Raw genomic sequence first — 16,681 nt, 5'->3', positions numbered from 1 at the left:
TTGATGTCTCAAGTGCTATCGCGCGTGGCGCAAGGGCTGACGAAGGTCAAGGCTTCGGCGCAGGGCGCTTCTACGGCGCTGGGCCGGCTGCAGGGATCGACGGTGAAAGCCGGGCAGGCGCTCTCGGGGGTGCAAGGTAAGGCCCAGCAGGCAGCCGCTTCCGTTGGAAGGGTCAAGGCGCAGGCCGCGCCCACCGGCTCGGCCCTGCAGAAGCTCGGCACCCAGGCGCGGAGCGCCGGGACCGGAGTGGTCTCCCTCCAGAAGGGGGCAGCCCAGAGCGGCAAGGCCGTCGCGGGACTGAAGAAGGATTTGACATCCGCCGGAACCGAGGCGACCAAGAGTGGAAAGAGCCTGGGGGCCGCCTCCAAGGGAGTGAAGGGCCTCGGGCCGGCGGGGAAGCTGGCCGGAGGCGGCCTCAAGGCGGTCGGGGCCGGGTTCAAGTCGGCGCTCGGGCCGGCCGGGCTCATTCTGATGCTCCTGCAGCCCTTCCTGGAGAAGCTCATCGAGGCCGTCACCAATTCCAAGACGTTCAAGAAGATCGTCTCGGGGGCGATGAAGGCGGTCTCGGCCTCGGTCAAGTGGCTGAAGGACGCCGGGAAGGTCGTCTTCGACTGGATCAAGAAGAACTGGCCGCTGCTGCTCGCCATCCTGACCGGCCCCATCGGGATCGCCGTCCTGGTGATTAAGAAGAACTGGGGCAAGATCAAGGAGGGCGCCACCGCCGTCAAGGACTGGATCGTCGGCAAGTTCACCGGCATGGTGGGCTTCTTCCAGAACCTGCCGGGCAAGCTGGCGCGCGGTCTCGGGAACGTCAACCGCACCCTGTTCAACAAGGGCCGTGACCTGATCATGGGTCTCATCCACGGCATCACGTCCATGGCCGGCAATCTGCTCAACGCCATCAAGAACTCGGTGACGGACAAGATCCCCGGCTTCATCAAGAAGGCCATGGGGATCAATTCCCCCTCCGTGCTGATGATGGGCCTGGGCCACAACATCGGCGAGGGCATGGCCATCGGTGTCGCCAAGGGCGGTGAGAAGGTCGACACCGCGATGAAGGGCCTGGTCATGCAGCCCGCGCAGCTGTACGCGCACGCGGCCGCCTCACGCAAGCACGCGATCGCGGGCATGCCGGCCCGAGTCGGTGCCGTCTCGGGCGGCCTGCACGTGGAGAACTACTACGAAGCCGAGCGCGGTGACGCGCGCAGGACCGCTGAGGAACTGCTGTGGCTGGCGAAGGGCAGGGGGTGAGGTCATGCCGAACCTGATCACAGGGGCGGGGCAGATCGAATGGAACGGCTTGCTGATGGGGGATGGGACGGAGTACTTCGTCCAGTCGCTCACCGGCTGGCGTGAGACGCCCGGAATGGACATCGGCAGTGAGAACAGGCCGATGGTGCACGGCGCGTGGGCGGGCCGGGTGCTCTCACAGGAGCGCGTCGTCACCGCGGAACTCACCCTCTCTCCCGCGGACGGCGACGTCGGCGCGGCGGTGACGGCACTGGAGAGGGCGACCATGCCGTCCGAGGACGGCCTCGAGTACGAACTGGCCGTCGCCGACCTGGACGCCGAGCCGAAGGTGGCCTTCGGTCAGGTCACGCGCCGCTCGGTCCCGTTGACGGTGGGATACGGCCGGCGCGTCACCGGAGTCGCCGTGCAGTGGAACTGCTCCGACCCGCGCCTCTACGGGGCCGTCGAGAAGGAGGCCGGCAGCGGGCTTCCGTCCGCCTCCGACAGCGGCCTCGTCTATCCCTTGCAGTATCCGCTGGACTACGGGGCGCCCGGCAGCAGCGGGAATCTCCAGGTGGTGACCACGGGCAACGTGCCCACCGCGCCCGTGGTGACGTTCACCGGACCGTGCGTGCAGCCACGGGTGCTCAACCAGACCACCGGCAAGTCCCTGGGGTTCGGCTTCAAGATCGCCGCCGGGGAGTGGCTGGAGGTCGACTGCCGGGCGGGGACCGCGATGCTCAACGGCGCCGTCGACCGGCTGTACCTGCTCACCCCGGATTCGGTGCCCCCCGAAGAGTTCGAACTGATCGCAGGAACCAACGACCTCACCTTCCGTGCCTTCCGTGACGATGCGGACGCCCAGTTGACGCTCCGCTGGCGCGACGCCTGGCTATAGCCGCCCTTCCGCAGGGCGCCCTTTTTTGATGTCGAGCAAGCACTGACTAAGAGGAGTACTTCGATGGCCGTTCATGTTCTGGCGCTCAAGTCGGGTGCCACCACCGCACAGCAGCACCGGCTCGGGCTGGGGGTGTTCATGCCCCAGTCGTCGGGAAGCAGTTCGTGGTTCCAGCGGCGTAGCGGTCTGTTCCCCGGCGCCGCGGGCCTGGGCGATCTGGTCGGCACGACCGGGACCATGCAGGCGGTGGTCAAGCCGTTCAGCGCGTGGATCAACGGGACGTCCAATGTGACGCAGGGCGGCTACAGCTTCGTCAACGGCACGGACGTCACGCTCACCTTCGACCCCGGTGAGGCGGCGGTCGCGCGGGTCGACCGGGTCATCGCACGGGTCAAGGACGACGCCTTCGACGCCTCGGGCGTCCAGGACGGCTTCGTGGAGGTCCTCAAGGGCGGCTCGGACGGCACCGCGGCCGCGCTGCCGGCCTCCGCGCTGCTGCTCTGGGAGGTGACGGTCCCCGCCGGCGCCTCGGTCGGCACCGGCGGCCTCAACTGGAACACCGTGCGCGCCGACAAGCGCCGCTTCACCGCCGTCAGCGGCGGGATGATCCCCGTCGTCGACGCCGCCGACCGCGACAGCAGCCTCAGCTTCTACGACGGCCTGACGGTCTGGCGCCGTGACCTGCGGGCCCAGCAGGTCTACCACAGCGGCGCGTGGCGGTGGCCGACCACCATCGCCGTCACGAACGCCGCCGACCGCAACCTCAAGGTGCCGTCGACCGTGGCCACGACGGGGCAGCAGGTGTGGCGGTCCGACAGCCGCATGCTGGAGGCGTGGGACGGGGCGCGCTGGCTGGAGCAGGGGGCCCTGCTCGCCCGGAAGTCCGCCGACCAGACCGTGACCAACTCGACCACGGTGGTCGACGACAGCGACCTGGTCCTGACGCTGCCCCCCGGCGGCCTCTACGAACTGTCCGGGATGCTGATCTACTCGGCCCACATGGACGCCGACCTGAAGATCATGTGGTCGGGCCCGGCGAACGCCACCCTGGACTGGTCATGCCGGGCGCTGCACTCCGCCAGCGATGGAGTCGACGGCTTGCAGTTCGTCGACCGTCAGACCATCACGAGCATGCCCGGTCTGGGCGGCGGGGCGGCCAACAACACCGTCGTGCTCACGGGCACGCTGCACGGCCTGCTCTCCTCCGGAGACGGCGGCACCCTCAGGCTGCGCTGGGCCCAGCGCGTCGCCAACGCGACCGGATCCATCCTGCGGGCCTCGTCCTATGTGCTCCTGCGGCGGGTCGGGTGATGTCCGCCTACCGCTACCTGTTCTGCGACCTGCTGACCGACCGGCCGATCACGACGCTGGAGCTCGCCGGCGTGAGCTTCGAACGCCGCATCGTCCAGGCGGGCACCTTCCAGGCCACGCTGCCCGTCACCAACGCGCAGACGGCCGAACGCGTCCGGCAGGTGTTCCCTCCCGAGGACCAGCCCCGGTCGCTGGCGGGACCGGGCCGGGTGATCTGCCATGTGTACCGCAACGGCGACCTGTGGGGTTCGTACGTCATCTGGCAGGCCACCCCGGCAGGGGACAGCAGGGGAAAGGTCACGTTGCAGATCCAGGGCGCCTCCCTGGAGTCCTACCTGCACCGCCGTGAGATCTGGGACGACCTGGCCTTCACCGGTGAGGACCAGATCGACATCGCGCACGCCCTGATCGCCGACATGCAGGACGAACCCGCCGGCAACCTCGGCATCGTGCCCGTCGGCGCTCCGTCCGGTGTACTGCGGGACCGGCAGTACAAGGCGAGCGAGGCGTCGACCTACGGGGACAGGCTCGCCGAGCTGGCCAACCTGACCGACGGGTTCGAGTACTGCATCCGCACCTACCTGAACGGGGAGGGCGAGCGGGTACGGGAGTTCGTCACCGGCCAGCCTCGGCTGGGCCGCCCGGCAGGGGACGCGGACATGGTCTTCACCCGTCCGGGGAACCTGCTGTCCTGGTCGTACGAGAGCGACGCGACGAAGGCGGCCACCCGCTGGAGGGCGCGTGGCGACACGGTCAACGACGACCTGACCACCGACTCCGAGCCGCTGGTCGGCCCGGCCGTCCCGGCGCAGGAACTGCTGGACGTCGGCTGGCCTTACGTGGACCGCACGGTCGACTACCAGGGCGCCCGCGACGTCGCCACGCTCCAGGGGTACGCCGAGTACTACGCCGCCAAGCGCTCGGGGGCCGTGCGCATCCCGCAGATCACGGTGCGGCTCGCCGAGGACACCGTGGTCCATCCGAACCGGCTCGGCGACCACGCACGGGTGACGATCGTCGACGACTGGTGGCCGCTCGGCGCGGACGGCAGGCCCACGTTCGCGCACACGTGGCGGGTCGTGGGATTTCAGATCACGCCCCCGGCGCGGGGCGCCGCGGAGCAGGCGACGCTGATCCTGGAGGAGGCCGAAGATGGGGACGCCTAACTACCCCGACGACTGGGCCGACCAGTGGAACCGGATGCGCACCGGCCTGCAGGCCGCGATGACGGCGGCGCGCGCCCGGGTCAAGTACGCCCGGATCGCCGCCGCCGAGATCCTCGTCGGTGAACAGCCCGGCCGCCGGATCGTGGTCAACCCTGAGGGGGCGGCCACGCCGAGCATCCGCTTCTACCCCGAAGGGGTGCCGGAGAACTACGCCGAGATCCTGGGCAGCGCGGACCCCGATTCGCCCGGTTTCACGCGGATGCTGCTCAACACGATGACGCAGGCGCCGCACACCCAGCTTCTGATCGACAAGGACCAGTTCCGGGCCACCATGCGCGACGAGCGGGGCACCGTCAACGGCGGCACCCTCGAACTCAACCGCAACGCGGTCAACGTCGGGTTCGTCTCCACCGCCACACAGTCGCGGATGCAGTTCCAGGCCAACGGGGTCACCGCGCACTACGGCCGCTGGAGCAACACCGGCCTGACCAACTCACAGACGGGGATCTTCGCCGGCCAGGTGCTGCAGGGCAGCGGTTCGGGTTCCACCTGGACCGACCTCGCCATCGGCTACGGCGTCACCATGGCCAGCCCGATGGTGGCCGTCGCCACGATCAAGAACACCGGCGCCCAGGCGCCCTTCGCCCACTATGTCACCGCCGAATCCGTGACGGGGTTCACGATGCGGGTCGAAGGGTCGCATGCCTTCTACGCGAACTTCTGGTGCTTTCGAACATGAGGGATCATGCCTGACGTTTACGAAGTCGATGCCGTCGAGCGGTGCACCGTCGGCCAGGTCGAATGCTGGCGGGTCGCCTACCGGCGGCCGGACGGCGGACTGACCGGATATGTCTTCCCGGTCGAAACACTCGAATGGCGCGCGGCGGAGTACGGGATCGACCCGGCGGACGTGACCACCCTGCTCGACATCGTCCTGCACGAGCCGTTCATCCCCGACCCGACCGATCCCGCCTCCTTCGCCGGCGACGCGGCGGCGGCCAAGGGCATGACCGTTCCGGCGGCGGCCTCCGGCGACCGGGTCGCCGAGGGGGACCCCGTACCGGTCTGGCTCTACAACGCCGAGACGATCGAGCAGGCGAGAGCCGCTCATCTCGCCCGCGTCGCGGCGGTCAAGCGCGACCGGGTGCGCGTCGCCACCGCCGCGCGGACCGGTGCGCGCGCCGCCGCCGATCCGCTGAAGGCGATCCACGCCCGCGCCGTCGATCCCGCCGCGGTCAAGGCCAAGGCCGAGGTGGTGGCCGCGCTCAGAGAGCGGGTGCGCGCCGAGGCGCGCCTGCGGGACGAAGGAGGCGACCGATGATGAACGAGACGCACAGCGTCCTCATCACCGCACGTGACATCTACGACAAGCTCGTCGAGCTGAGCGGGAAGGTGGACGGCAGCCTCGCCGCGCACGAGCAGCTCCGTCTCCAGGTCATCGACCACGAGCAGCGGATCCGGGCGGTCGAGCGCTGGCGCTACACCCTGCCGGCCTCCCTGCTGCTCGGCGTGATGTCGGCGGTCGCCTCGATCCTCGCCGGGTTCAACGCCACCTGACCGGCCGGCCGGAGCCGGCCGGCGGTTTCCCTTGTTCTCCACGGCCGCTGCCGCACCTTCACCGGGTGCGGCGGCGGCCGTCGTCATTGGAGGAATCATGATCGACAGTCTCATCCGCACCTTCGTGCCGCTGATCGCGGGCGCCCTGCTCGCCCAGGCCGCCAAGTACGGCCTGGACCTGCCGGAAGGGACGGTGACGGAACTGGTCACGGTGCTGTCCACCGCCGTCTACTACGCGCTCGCCCGCCTCCTGGAGAGGCGGCTGCCGAAGGCCGGCCGCCTGCTGCTCTCGCTCGGCCTGACGAGGCGAAGCCCCGTCTACCGGTCCCCGGGCGGTGCGGCATGAAGCTGGTCGGCCGGAAGCAGTGGGGCGCGCGCGACGCGCGGGCCACGACCTACCTGGCCTCGGCGCGGGGGGTCAAGGTCCACTACGTCGGTTCGCATGTCGACCGCAGGCTGGAGACCGACCATGCGCGCTGCGACGACGCGGTGCGCGGCATCCAGCGCGACCACATGGACGGCAACGGCTGGAACGACATCGGTTATTCGATGTGCGTCTGCCCGCACGGATACGTGTACGTCGGGCGCGGGCCGCACCGGCTCCCCTCCGCCAACGGGCCCGGCCTGAACTCCGGCCACTACGCGGTGCTCGGGCTGGTGGGCGACACCGGCCTCACCGAGCCCACCGCCGCGATGCTGAACGGCATCCGCGACGCCATCGACTACCTGCGTGACAAGGGCGACGCGGGCAGGGAGATCAAGGGACACCGCGACGGTTACTCCACGTCCTGCCCGGGGGCGGCCCTGTACGCATGGGTCAGGAAGGGGGCGCCCCGTCCCGGGGACAAGCCCGCGCCCCCGCCCTCGCCCGGCCCTTCCGCCGGCCCGAAGTGGCCCGGCCGGTATCTCGCCTGCCCGCCGACGATGCGCGGGGACGACGTCCGGACCTGGCAGGCGCAGATGAGGGCCCGTGGCTGGGACCTCACCGTCGACGGGGCGTACGGGCCGGGGTCCCAGAAGGTATGCCGTGCCTTCCAGGCCGAGAAGGGCCTCGCCGTGGACGGTGTCGTCGGCCCGGACACCTGGCGGGCCGCGTGGACCGAGGCCGTCACCTGAGAAAGCCCCGGGTGCGCCGGAACCGGCGCACCCGGGGCCCGGCAGGTGTTCCGGGAGCCGCTGGGGCGGGGGGATGCCCGAAGGCGGCCAACGGGGGAGAAAGCGGGGACGGCGCGGCGGCGCCGGTGACACACTCACAGGGAACGCACACACACGCCACGCACGGCCGGAGCAAACGACACCACCAGTGGGCGCATGACTTCGCTGAACCCCCCATCCGACGGCGGCCTGCCCGTGGAGACCGACGCCTTCGTCGGCCGCGAGCGGGACGTCACCGACCTGTGCCGCCTGCTCGGCACGCTGCGCGCGGTGACACTGTGCGGCGCGGGCGGCATCGGCAAGACCCGGCTGGCGGTGCGGGTCGCGCGGTCGCTGCCGGACGCCCGGCCCGGCCGGGTGTGGTTCGTGGACCTGGCGGGCGTCGCCGGGGACGGCACGCCCGACCCCGCCGCGCGCCGCGTCGCGGCCGTGCTCGGCGTCACCGGCGGTGAGGGACGCCCGTCCGCCGAGGGCGTCGCCGGCGCGATCGGGACCGGGCCGGCGCTGCTGGTGCTGGACAACTGCGAGCACCTGGCCGAGGGCTGCGCCGAGCTCGCCGGGGCGCTGCTGGCGCGCTGCCCGGGGCTGCGGATCCTGGCCACCAGCCGCGAGCCGCTGCGGATGCCCGGCGAGACGGTCTGGCGGGTGCCGCCGCTGGACCCCGACGAGGCCACCGCGCTGTTCGTCGAGCGGGCCCGGGCGGTGCGGCCGGGCTTCGCCGTCACCGAGGCCGTCGCCGAGGTCGGCCGCGCCCTGGACGGGCTGCCGCTCGCGCTGGAGCTCGCCGCCGCCCGGGTGCGGGTGCTGTCGGTGGAGCAGATCGCGCAGCGGCTCGGCGACCGGTTCCGGCTGCTCAGCGCCGGCGACCGGACCGCGCCGCCGCGCCAGCGCACGCTGCGCGCCGCGATCGACTGGAGCCACGAGCTGCTCGGCGACGCCGAGCGGGCGCTGCTGCGCCGGCTGTCGGTGTTCGCGGGCTGGACGCTCGGCCAGGTCGAGCAGGTCTGCGCCGACGACGGCCCCTACCTGGCGGGCCTGGCCGGTGAGGACCTGCTGGACCTGCTCACCGCGCTGGTCGACAAGTCGCTCGTCGTCGTCGGCGGCGAGGTCGCGGGCGAGACCCGGTTCCGGCTGCTGGAGAGCATCCGCGGGTACGCCGCCGAGCGGCTGGAGGCCGCCGGGGAGGCCGAGGAGATCCGGGTCCGGCACCGCGACGCGGTGCTGGAGGCCGCCGAGCGCGACGGGGAGGTCGTGTTCGCCGAGTGCCCGGCGTCGTGGCCCGAGCGGGTCCGGCTGTTCCAGCGCCACGACGCCGAGACCGGCAACGTGCGGGCCGCGCTCGCCTGGTCGCTGGAGCACGGCGACGTCGAGGAGGGCCTGCGCCTGTGCACCGCGCTGCGCGCCTGCTGGATCGTGCGCGGCCGCGCCGCCGAGTGGGCCGGGTGGGCCGACCGGTTCCTGGACGCGGCCGGCGGGCAGCCCGCCTACGTCCTCGGCCCCGCGCTGGCCGGCCGCGCCCAGCTCGCCGCGGGCGCCCGCGACTTCGCGCGGGCCGCGGCGTTCGCCGACCGCGCGCTGGAGCCGTGCCGCAAGGCCGGCGACGACTTCATGGCCGCGGTCGCCCTGATCACGCTGGCCGAGGCGCACACCCACGCCGGCCGGTTCGCCGAGGCCGCCGCCCGGCTGGACGAGGCCGACGCGGTCGCCGCCGGCGAGGGCCAGGAGTGGAACCGCGCCCACGCCATGATCGTCCGCGGCCGGCTGCGGCTGCGCCAGGACCGCCAGCGCGAGGCGCGCGAGCTGCTGGAGTCGGGCCTGCACGCCATGCGCGCGATCGGCCAGGAGTGGGGCGCCGCGCTCGCGCTGGCCGGCCTGGCCCGGCTGGCCCGGCTGCGCGGCGACCTCGCCGCCGCCCGCGCCCGCCACGACGAGGTGCTGCCGATCCTGGCCGAGATCGGCGCCCGCCCCGAGACCGCGCGCGTCCTGGCCGGCGCCGGCCGCGTCGCGCTCGCCGCGGGCGACCTGCCCGCCGCCCGCCGCGCCCTCGCCGAGAGCCTGGAACTCAGCCAGGCCTGCGGTATCCGGCTGGACGTGGCGCGCGCGCTGGAGGTGTTCGCCGACCTGCTGGCACGCGAGGGCGACCCGCGCGGCACCGTCCTGCTGGCCGGCGCCGCCGCCGCGCTCCGCGACGACGCCGGCCGCGGCCCCGGCACCGGCGCCCGCCTGGAGACCCTCCTGGAACCGGCCCGCCGCGCCCTCGGCGAGCCCCTGGTCGCCCAGCTGTGGGCGCAGGGCGGCGCCCTGCCGCAGGGCGACGCCGTCGCCTACGCGCTGCGCGGCCCCGGCGCGGGCACCGGCACGGGCCCCGGTCCCGCCGCGGCCGTCGTGCCCGCGCCGCGCACCGAGGAGCCGGTGACGCCGCCGAGCACCCTCACCGCCCGCGAACGCGAGATCGCCGCGCTCGTCGCGCGCGGCCTGTCCAACCGCGGCATCGCCGACGAGCTGGTCATCAGCCCCGCCACCGTCGCCCGGCACGTCACCAACATCCTCACCAAGCTCGGCTTCGCCTCCCGCGCCCAGGTCGCCGCCTGGGCCGTCGACACCGTCGCCGACGAGCCGCGCGGCTGACCGCCCGGGGGGATGTGTACACACCCCCCGGCGTCCCGGCGCGCCGCCGAATACGAAGCCGGTTGCACACTGTGGAGCATGCGCGGCGGGCGGCGCCCGCCTACCGTCGGGGCATGATCTCCCACGGTGCGGACGCGGGGCCGGTCTACCCGTCGGTGACCATGGCCGAGGCGGTCTTCGGCGCGGCCGGCGACCCCGCCCGGCAGCACCGGCCCGCCGTGGTGGACGCCACCTCCGGCCGCGGCCCCTCCCACGCCGAGCTCGCCGCCGCCGTCGGCGCGGCCGCCGCCGGCCTGGCCCGCGAGGGCGTCGGCCCGGGCACCGTCGTCGCGCTGCACCTGCCCGACACCCCCGAGTTCGCCCTGGCCCTGCACGCCGTCGCCGCGGCCGGCGCGATCCCCTTCCCGGTCCGCGCCACCGTCCCGGCCGCCGAGCTGGCGCGGCTGCTGAAGGCCGCCGGCGCCCGCGTCCTGGTCACCTGGCCGGTGCTGCTGGACATCGCCAAGCAGGCCGTGGACGCCGCCGGCGGCGCCGTCGAGCGCCTGTACTGCTTCGGCGACGAGCCCGACGCGGTGCCGTTCGGCCGGCTGCTCGCCGCCGGCGGCGCCGCGCCCGACGTGGCCGTCGACCCGGCCCGCGCGCCCGCCCTCATCGCCTGCACCCGCGGTCTGGCCGGGCCCGCGCGGCCCGTCGTGCTCACCCACGCCGAGGTCGTCGCGGGCCTGGTCCGGGTCGCCGGCGCCGGCATGATCGGCGCCGCCGACACCGTGCTGACGGCGCTGCCGTTCGCCGACGTGCTCGGCCTGAACGGCCTGCTCAACCCCGCGCTGCGGGTCGGCGCCACCGTCGTGGCGCGGCCCGGCGCCGGCCGCCACGACCTGCTGCGCGCCCTGCAGGACCACCGCGTCACCGTGGCGGTGCTGCCGCCCGAGCTGGTGGAGACGCTCGCCTACGACCGCGCCGTGACCGGCTACCGGCTGCGGTCGCTGCGCGCCGTCGTCGCCACCGGCGGGCCGCTCGGCGCCGAGGCCGCCCGCGCCTGCGCGACGCGGCTCGGCTGCCCGGTCCGCCAGGCCTACGGCCTCGCCGAGGCCGCCGGGTTCACCCACCTGAACCTGCGCGCCGCCGAGGAGGGCACCCACGACTCGGTCGGCCGCGGCCTGCCCGGCATCACCGCCCGCGTCGTCGACCCCGGCACCGGCGCCGACCAGCCCGCCTACCAGCCCGGCGAGCTGTGCCTGCGGCTGCCGGCCGCGGGCGTCCCGGGCGCCGTGCCGCGCTGGCTGCCGGCCGGCGACGCCGCCTTCGCCGACGAGCACGGCCGGGTGTACGTCCTCGGCCGGGTCGGCGCCGACCCGCCCGAGCCGCCCGCCGAGCCCGACGCCGTGCTCGCCGCGCACCCTGCCGTCAGCGACGCCGCCGTCGCCGCCGCCCCCGACCTCGACCTCGGCCTGGTCCCGCACGCCTTCGCCGTGCTGACCGAGCCGGTCCCGGCCGCCGACCTGCTCGCCTACGTCAACGGGCACGTGCCGGCCTACCGGCGGGTGCTGGCGGTGCACGTCGTCGACAGCATCCCGCGCGGCGCGGGCGGCCGCGTGCAGCGCCGCGCCCTGCTGGAAAGCGCCGGGCTCGCCCCGTGAGCTACACATCGGCGTACACACATCTGCGGATGCAGGGGCCGCCCGGCCGGGCGTACGTTCACCGCATGCTCGACGGACACCACGGCCGCACGGCCGTCTCCGACACCACGGTCACCGCCGCGGTGCTCGCCGCCGCGCGCGAGCACGCGGCCGGCCGGCCGGGCGCCGCCGCGCTGCTGGACCCCTTCCACCGCCTCGGCTACGCCCGCTTCGCCGAGGCGGTGCCCGCCGCCGCCACCGGGCTGTGCCGCCTCGGCGTGCGCCCCGGCGACGTCGCCGCGATCCACCTGCCCGGCGTGTGCGAGCTCGCGCTCGCGGTGCACGCGGTCAGCGCGGCGGGCGCGGTGCCCGCGCCGCTGCCCGCCGGGGCGGGCGCCGCCGAGCTGGCCGCGATGATGACCGACTCGGGCGCCCGGTTCCTGCTGACCGGCGGCGCCACCGCCGCCGAGGCGGTCGCGGCGACCGAGCACTCCTACGTGCGGCAGGTGTTCTCCTTCGGCAACGTGCCGGGCGCCGTCCCGTTCGCGCGGCTGGTCGAGGCGGGCACGCCCGCCGCGCCGGGGCCGGGCCCGCTCCCGGGGCCGGTCCCGCCGCCCGACCCGCTGCGCGACCTGGCGTTGCTGCTCTGCGACCCGCCCGGCCGGGTCACCCACGCCGAGCGGTTCGCCGACCTGTACCGTCTCGCCGCCGCGGCCGACCTCGGCCCCGGCGACGTGCTGGCCTGCAGCGCCCACGACGTGCCCGCGCCCACCTGGATCGGCCTGGCCGACGTGTGCCTCACCGCCGGCGCCGCGTTCGCCGGGGTGCCCGGGCCCGACCCGGCCGCGCTGCTGGCCGCGATCGAACGGCACGCCGCGACCGTCGCGGTCGTCACCCCGGCCAAGCTGGGCGCGCTGGTCCACGGCAACGCCGCGCCGCCCGCGCCGGGCCTGCGCCTGCTGCTCACCGGCCCGCCGGCCCCCGAGCTGGTCCGGGCCTGCCGGCTGCACCACGGCTGGACGGTCCAGGCGCTGTGACCCGGTCCCGCCGGGGAAGGACGCGGCCGCGTCACGGGCCGGGCGCGAGGTCCCCGGCCGGGATGGCGGGGACGCTGGCGCGGACCGCGGTGCCCGCGCCCGGCGCGGACTCCACCGCCAGCGTCCCGGCGACGCGCGCGACCCGGCGGTGCATGGCGGCGAGCCCGTACCCGCCGGACTCGTCGCCGCCCCGGGGGCGGTCCGGGGCGAAGCCCGCGCCGTCGTCGCGCACGTCCAGGGCGACCTGGTCGTCCCGGTAGGCCAGCGTCACCGTGACGCGGGAGGCGGCCGCGTGCTTGGCGACGTTGGCGAGCGCCTCCTGCGCGGTGCGCAGCAGCGTGCCCTCCACCTCCGGGTGCATGGGCCGCGCCGCCCCGGTGGTGCGCACCTCGGCGGCGATCCGGTGCGCCTCGCTCCAGCGGGCGGCGATCTCGGCGAGCGCGGCCGGCAGCGCGGCGTCCTCCAGCTGCCGCGGGCGCAGCGCGTGCACCGACCGGCGCGCCTCGGTGAGGCTGCCGCGCGCCATCTCCTCGGCCAGGGCCAGGTGCCGGGACCCGTCGCCGCCGCGCTCGTGCGCCCGCCGCGCCGCCTGCAGCTGGGCGACGACGCCGGCCAGGCCCTGCGCGACGGTGTCGTGGATCTCCCCGGCCATCCGCTGCCGCTCGTCGTGCACGCCCGCCGCGCGGGCCTGCGCGAGCAGCCGGGCGTGCAGCTCGGCGTTCTCGCGCATCATCGCCTCCAGCCGGGCGTTGGCCTCGCCCAGCTCCCCGATCACGGCCTTGCGCCGCTGCGACTCCTCGTCGCCGCGCCAGCCGAAGAAGCAGAACGTCCCGGCGATCATCGCGTTCACCGCGAAGACCAGCAGGTAGACCGGCACGCTCGTGGTGTGCAGGCCGTGCACCCCGCCGACCTGCGACAGCGCGGCGAGCGCGGCCGTGGCGACCACGCCGGGGATGCGCCAGGCGCGCGGCAGCAGGAAGGCGTGCACGTATCCGGTGAGCACCGCGAACCCGTACATCGGGTTCAGCGCGACGAGGGAGCCGAGCAGGCCGAGCAGGACGAGGTAGTAGCACGCGGCGAGCCGGGCCCGTTCCCGCCACCGCGGGTGCAGGGTGACCATCCAGGCGATCCAGCCGTGGGCGGCCGCGGTGAGGCCGACCATGGCCAGGTCCCGCCCGGCCGAGCCGTGGTCGACCAGCAGCGCCAGGACGGTGGAGATCGTCAGTGTGGCGTAGGGGACGAACGCGAGGCCGATGCGCTCGCGCCGCTCCCAGGTGTCGATGCCGTCCGCGTGCTGCGCCACTGCCCTACCTCCGACCGCCCCGCCCCATTATGGCGAGCGGGGCGGGGCGTGCGGACCCGGCCGGGTGTCCTAGGCAGGACGGGCGATGGCCTTGTGCTCCAGGTAGGCCGACAGGCCCTCGGGGCCGAGCTCGCGGCCGAGGCCGCTGTCCTTGTAGCCGCCGAAGGGGGTGTTGGGGTCCAGGATGTACATGTTGACGCCGCAGCTGCCGGTGCGGATCCGGCGGGCGACCTCGACGCCGTGCGCGACGTCGGCGGTCCACACCGAGCCGCCGAGGCCGTAGTCGCTGTCGTTGGCGATCCGGACGGCGTCGTCCTCGCCGTCGTAGGGGATGAGCGCCAGCACCGGGCCGAAGATCTCCTCGCGGGCGATGCGCATGTCGTTGGAGACCTCGCCGAACACCGTCGGCGCCACGTACCAGCCGCGGTCGTGCGGCCGGGTCAGCCCGCCGGTGATCAGTTTGGCGCCCTCGTCCTGGCCGATGCGGATGTAGTCCTCCACCCGCTCCTGCTGGCGGCGCGCGACGAGCGGCCCGATCTCGGTGCCGTAGTCGGCCGGGTCGCCGACCGCCAGGCCGGCGACCATCTGCGCGAGCGCGTCGGCGACCTCCTCGTAGCGGCCGCGCGGCGCCAGGATGCGGGTCTGCGCGGCGCACGCCTCGCCGTTGTTCATCAGCGAGGCCATCTTGAAGCCCTCGATGGTCGCGGCGAGGTCGGCGTCCTCCAGGATGATCGCGGCGGACTTGCCGCCGAGCTCCAGGGTGGCCGGCCGCAGCCGCTCCCCGCAGACCGCGCCGATCTTGCGGCCGGCCGCGGTGGAGCCGGTGAAGGCGACCTTGTCCACGCCCGGGTGCGCGACCAGGTGCGCGCCGACCTCGCGGCCGGCCGGGACGATGTTGACCACGCCCTCGGGGATGCCCGCCTCCTTGATCCACTCGGCGAGCAGGAAGCCGTCCAGCGGGGTCTCGGGGGAGGGCTTGGCGACCACGGTGCAGCCGGCGACCAGCGCCGGCGCCAGCTTCATCATCAGCGTGAACTGGGGGACGTTCCAGGGGTAGATCGCGGCGACGACGCCGACCGGCTCGCGGGTGACCGCGACCGGGCCGAGCATGCCGGCGCGCTCCTCCTCCCAGGTGAAGGTGGCGGCGAGGTCGGTGTAGTACTGCAGCACCATCTGCGGCAGCGCCGCCTGCCCGAAGATCGAGAACAGGATCGGCGAGCCCATCTCGGCGGTGACCAGGTCGGCCATCTCCTGCTGGCGCTCGGCGTAGATCGCCGACAGCCGGCCGAGCGCCTCGGCCCGTTCGGCGGGGGTCAGCCGCGGCCACGGGCCGTGGTCGAAGGCGCGCCGGGCGGCGGCGACGGCGGCGTCGATGTCGGCCTCGGTGCCCTCGGGGACGCGCCCGATGACCTCCTCGGTGTGCGGGGAGACGACCTCGATGACACCGGTGCCGGCCGGCGCCGTCCACTCGCCGCCGATGAACAGCCGATCGTGCTCGCGCATGCCGGAACGCCTCCTCTTGACCGAATGCTTGCTTGGTCACAGCATGGACGGCGCGCCCGCGCCTTGGCAAGAGCGAAATGAGACGGGAGTCTCAGCCGAGCAGGTGCGCGTTCGGCTCGCGGGCGCGGCCGGCCAGCTCCGCCAGCTCGATGGTCCGCACGCCGTGCGCGGCGAGCAGCTCGGCGCCGGTGCCCTCGACGAACAGCGCGGGCTCGCGCCAGGCGAACACCGCCCGGCGCAGGCCGGCCGCCACGATCAGCTCGGCGCAGCAGCGCGGCCGCGACAGCCGCCGCCCGCACGGCTCCAGCGAGGTGTAGATCGTCGCGCCGGCCAGGTCGGCGCCGGCGCCGAGCCGGCCGAGCGCGGACTCCTCGGCGTGGTCGCGCGGGTCGCGCTCGCGGGAGAAGCCGCGCGCCAGCTCCCGCCCGTCCGCGCCGACGATCACCGCGCCGACCGAGAACGCGGTGCCCGACGGCGGGCAGCGCACCGCCAGGTCGCAGGCGAGCGCGAGCCAGTGCACGTCGGAGGGCTGCACGCCGGACGGCCCGGCCGCCGCGGCGTCCCGCTCAGGCACGGGACCCGCCGGCCAGGTAGCGCAGCAGCGCCAGGTTGCCGATCCGGGTGATCTCCTCAAGCCGCATCGGCTCGGCCGGCGTCTGCGGGAACACCCCGGACTTGACGAACCGCGGCGCGGACGGGTCGCCGATGAAGAACGGCGCGATGACCAGCTGCAGCTCGTCCACCACCCCGGCGGTCAGGAAGCGGGTGTGGATGCCGCCGCCGCCCTCCACCATCAGCCGCCGCACGCCGCGCGCGGCCAGGTCGGCCAGCAGCACCGGCAGGCCGAGCGGGTCGCCCGCGTCGATCACCTCGGCGCGGTCGCCGAGCCGGGCCGCGGTGGCGGCCGCGGCGGAGGTCGGCGCGTAGACCAGCTTGGGCGCGTCGCCGGTGGTGAAGAACCGCGACCCCGGGTCCAGGTCGCCGCTCCAGGTCATGGTGACCTTGGTCAGGTCGGCCGGCAGGCCGCGCGCGACCCGGGCCGCGCGCCGCGTCTCCGAGCGGAGCAGCAGTTTGGGGTCGTCGCGGCGGACGGTGTTGGCGCCGACCAGGATCGCGTCGCAGGAGGCGCGCACGCCGTCGACGCGGTCGAAGTCGGCGGGGCTGGACAACCGGAGCCGCTCGGGGGTCGCGTCGTCGATGTAGCCGTCCACCGACATCGCGCAGCTCAGCAGCACATAGGGACGCTCGCTCACGCGGTCACTCTAGGGGAGCGA

General features: G+C 74.4%; 16 protein-coding genes. 12 read left to right on the top strand and 4 right to left on the bottom strand.

What is annotated here, in order from left to right; genetic code table 11:
- The first annotated feature begins 24 nt into the window (after positions 1-24).
- From ACRB68_RS29175 to ACRB68_RS29120, 12 genes are all read left to right on the top strand, one after another.
- The gene (locus ACRB68_RS29175) at positions 25-1,251 is read left to right on the top strand and encodes a hypothetical protein (protein WP_153538200.1); all 1,227 of its coding nucleotides are present in this window, start codon (positions 25-27) and stop codon (positions 1,249-1,251) included.
- 4 nt (positions 1,252-1,255) lie between these two features.
- The gene (locus tag ACRB68_RS29170; RefSeq protein WP_153538198.1) at positions 1,256-2,128 is read left to right on the top strand and encodes a phage distal tail protein; all 873 of its coding nucleotides are present in this window, start codon (positions 1,256-1,258) and stop codon (positions 2,126-2,128) included.
- Positions 2,129-2,191: 63 nt separating this feature from the next.
- Positions 2,192-3,439 carry a hypothetical protein gene (locus tag ACRB68_RS29165; RefSeq protein ID WP_153538197.1) on the top strand — a complete coding sequence of 416 codons (1,248 nt, stop codon included), beginning with the start codon at positions 2,192-2,194 and terminating at the stop codon, positions 3,437-3,439.
- Positions 3,439-4,605 (top strand): hypothetical protein, encoded by a 1,167-nt coding sequence (locus tag ACRB68_RS29160; RefSeq protein WP_153538195.1) that lies wholly within the window; start codon positions 3,439-3,441, stop codon positions 4,603-4,605. Before ACRB68_RS29165 ends, ACRB68_RS29160 begins: the two co-directional genes overlap by 1 nt.
- On the top strand, positions 4,592-5,344 hold the full coding sequence (locus tag ACRB68_RS29155) for a hypothetical protein (protein ID WP_153538193.1): 753 nt from the start codon (positions 4,592-4,594) through the stop codon (positions 5,342-5,344). Before ACRB68_RS29160 ends, ACRB68_RS29155 begins: the two co-directional genes overlap by 14 nt.
- A gap of 6 nt (positions 5,345-5,350) precedes the next feature.
- On the top strand, positions 5,351-5,926 hold the full coding sequence (locus tag ACRB68_RS29150; RefSeq protein WP_153538191.1) for a hypothetical protein: 576 nt from the start codon (positions 5,351-5,353) through the stop codon (positions 5,924-5,926).
- The gene (locus ACRB68_RS29145) at positions 5,923-6,162 is read left to right on the top strand and encodes a hypothetical protein (protein ID WP_235960394.1); all 240 of its coding nucleotides are present in this window, start codon (positions 5,923-5,925) and stop codon (positions 6,160-6,162) included. The genes ACRB68_RS29150 and ACRB68_RS29145 overlap by 4 nt, the downstream gene beginning before the upstream one ends.
- Before the next feature lie 97 nt (positions 6,163-6,259).
- Positions 6,260-6,508, top strand: a complete 249-nt coding sequence (locus ACRB68_RS29140; protein WP_153538189.1) for a hypothetical protein — start codon at positions 6,260-6,262, stop codon at positions 6,506-6,508.
- Positions 6,505-7,278, top strand: a complete 774-nt coding sequence (locus ACRB68_RS29135; RefSeq protein WP_153538187.1) for a peptidoglycan recognition protein family protein — start codon at positions 6,505-6,507, stop codon at positions 7,276-7,278. Before ACRB68_RS29140 ends, ACRB68_RS29135 begins: the two co-directional genes overlap by 4 nt.
- Before the next feature lie 195 nt (positions 7,279-7,473).
- Complete coding sequence (locus ACRB68_RS29130; RefSeq protein ID WP_153538185.1) at positions 7,474-9,945, top strand: ATP-binding protein; 2,472 nt, start codon at positions 7,474-7,476, stop codon at positions 9,943-9,945.
- Between the two features lie 113 nt (positions 9,946-10,058).
- The gene (locus tag ACRB68_RS29125) at positions 10,059-11,585 is read left to right on the top strand and encodes an AMP-binding protein (RefSeq protein ID WP_153538183.1); all 1,527 of its coding nucleotides are present in this window, start codon (positions 10,059-10,061) and stop codon (positions 11,583-11,585) included.
- Between the two features lie 65 nt (positions 11,586-11,650).
- Complete coding sequence (locus ACRB68_RS29120; protein WP_153538181.1) at positions 11,651-12,601, top strand: AMP-binding protein; 951 nt, start codon at positions 11,651-11,653, stop codon at positions 12,599-12,601.
- 31 nt (positions 12,602-12,632) lie between these two features.
- Here the strand turns inward: ACRB68_RS29120 and ACRB68_RS42625 are convergent, their stop codons facing one another.
- From ACRB68_RS42625 to ACRB68_RS29100, 4 genes are all read right to left on the bottom strand, one after another.
- Entirely contained in the window at positions 12,633-13,904 is a 1,272-nt protein-coding gene (locus ACRB68_RS42625) for a sensor histidine kinase (protein WP_328594927.1), read from the bottom strand.
- Between the two features lie 69 nt (positions 13,905-13,973).
- Complete coding sequence (locus ACRB68_RS29110) at positions 13,974-15,407, bottom strand: aldehyde dehydrogenase (RefSeq protein ID WP_153538179.1); 1,434 nt, start codon at positions 15,405-15,407, stop codon at positions 13,974-13,976.
- A gap of 91 nt (positions 15,408-15,498) precedes the next feature.
- The gene (locus tag ACRB68_RS29105) at positions 15,499-15,981 is read right to left on the bottom strand and encodes a deaminase (protein ID WP_328594926.1); all 483 of its coding nucleotides are present in this window, start codon (positions 15,979-15,981) and stop codon (positions 15,499-15,501) included.
- Entirely contained in the window at positions 15,974-16,660 is a 687-nt protein-coding gene (locus ACRB68_RS29100; protein WP_328594925.1) for a RibD family protein, read from the bottom strand. Before ACRB68_RS29100 ends, ACRB68_RS29105 begins: the two co-directional genes overlap by 8 nt.
- Positions 16,661-16,681: the final 21 nt, after the last annotated feature.

Source organism: Actinomadura macrotermitis (assembly GCF_009604375.1).
Classification (GTDB): Bacteria; Actinomycetota; Actinomycetes; order Streptosporangiales; family Streptosporangiaceae; genus Spirillospora; species Spirillospora macrotermitis.
Note: the sequence above shows the minus strand (reverse complement) of the source record. Positions and strands in the feature narration are given on the sequence as shown.

Bases quoted from the DNA above. Each gene is read 5' to 3' on its own strand.
- ACRB68_RS29170 (WP_153538198.1), top strand. From the start codon at position 1,256: ATGCCGAACCTGATCACAGGGGCGGGGCAGATCGAATGGAACGGCTTG.
- ACRB68_RS29165 (WP_153538197.1), top strand. From the start codon at position 2,192: ATGGCCGTTCATGTTCTGGCGCTCAAGTCGGGTGCCACCACCGCACAG.
- ACRB68_RS29160 (WP_153538195.1), top strand. From the start codon at position 3,439: ATGTCCGCCTACCGCTACCTGTTCTGCGACCTGCTGACCGACCGGCCG.
- ACRB68_RS29155 (WP_153538193.1), top strand. From the start codon at position 4,592: ATGGGGACGCCTAACTACCCCGACGACTGGGCCGACCAGTGGAACCGG.
- ACRB68_RS29150 (WP_153538191.1), top strand. From the start codon at position 5,351: ATGCCTGACGTTTACGAAGTCGATGCCGTCGAGCGGTGCACCGTCGGC.
- ACRB68_RS29145 (WP_235960394.1), top strand. From the start codon at position 5,923: ATGATGAACGAGACGCACAGCGTCCTCATCACCGCACGTGACATCTAC.
- ACRB68_RS29140 (WP_153538189.1), top strand. From the start codon at position 6,260: ATGATCGACAGTCTCATCCGCACCTTCGTGCCGCTGATCGCGGGCGCC.
- ACRB68_RS29135 (WP_153538187.1), top strand. From the start codon at position 6,505: ATGAAGCTGGTCGGCCGGAAGCAGTGGGGCGCGCGCGACGCGCGGGCC.
- ACRB68_RS29130 (WP_153538185.1), top strand. From the start codon at position 7,474: ATGACTTCGCTGAACCCCCCATCCGACGGCGGCCTGCCCGTGGAGACC.
- ACRB68_RS29125 (WP_153538183.1), top strand. From the start codon at position 10,059: ATGATCTCCCACGGTGCGGACGCGGGGCCGGTCTACCCGTCGGTGACC.
- ACRB68_RS29120 (WP_153538181.1), top strand. From the start codon at position 11,651: ATGCTCGACGGACACCACGGCCGCACGGCCGTCTCCGACACCACGGTC.
- ACRB68_RS29110 (WP_153538179.1), bottom strand. From the start codon at position 15,407: ATGCGCGAGCACGATCGGCTGTTCATCGGCGGCGAGTGGACGGCGCCG.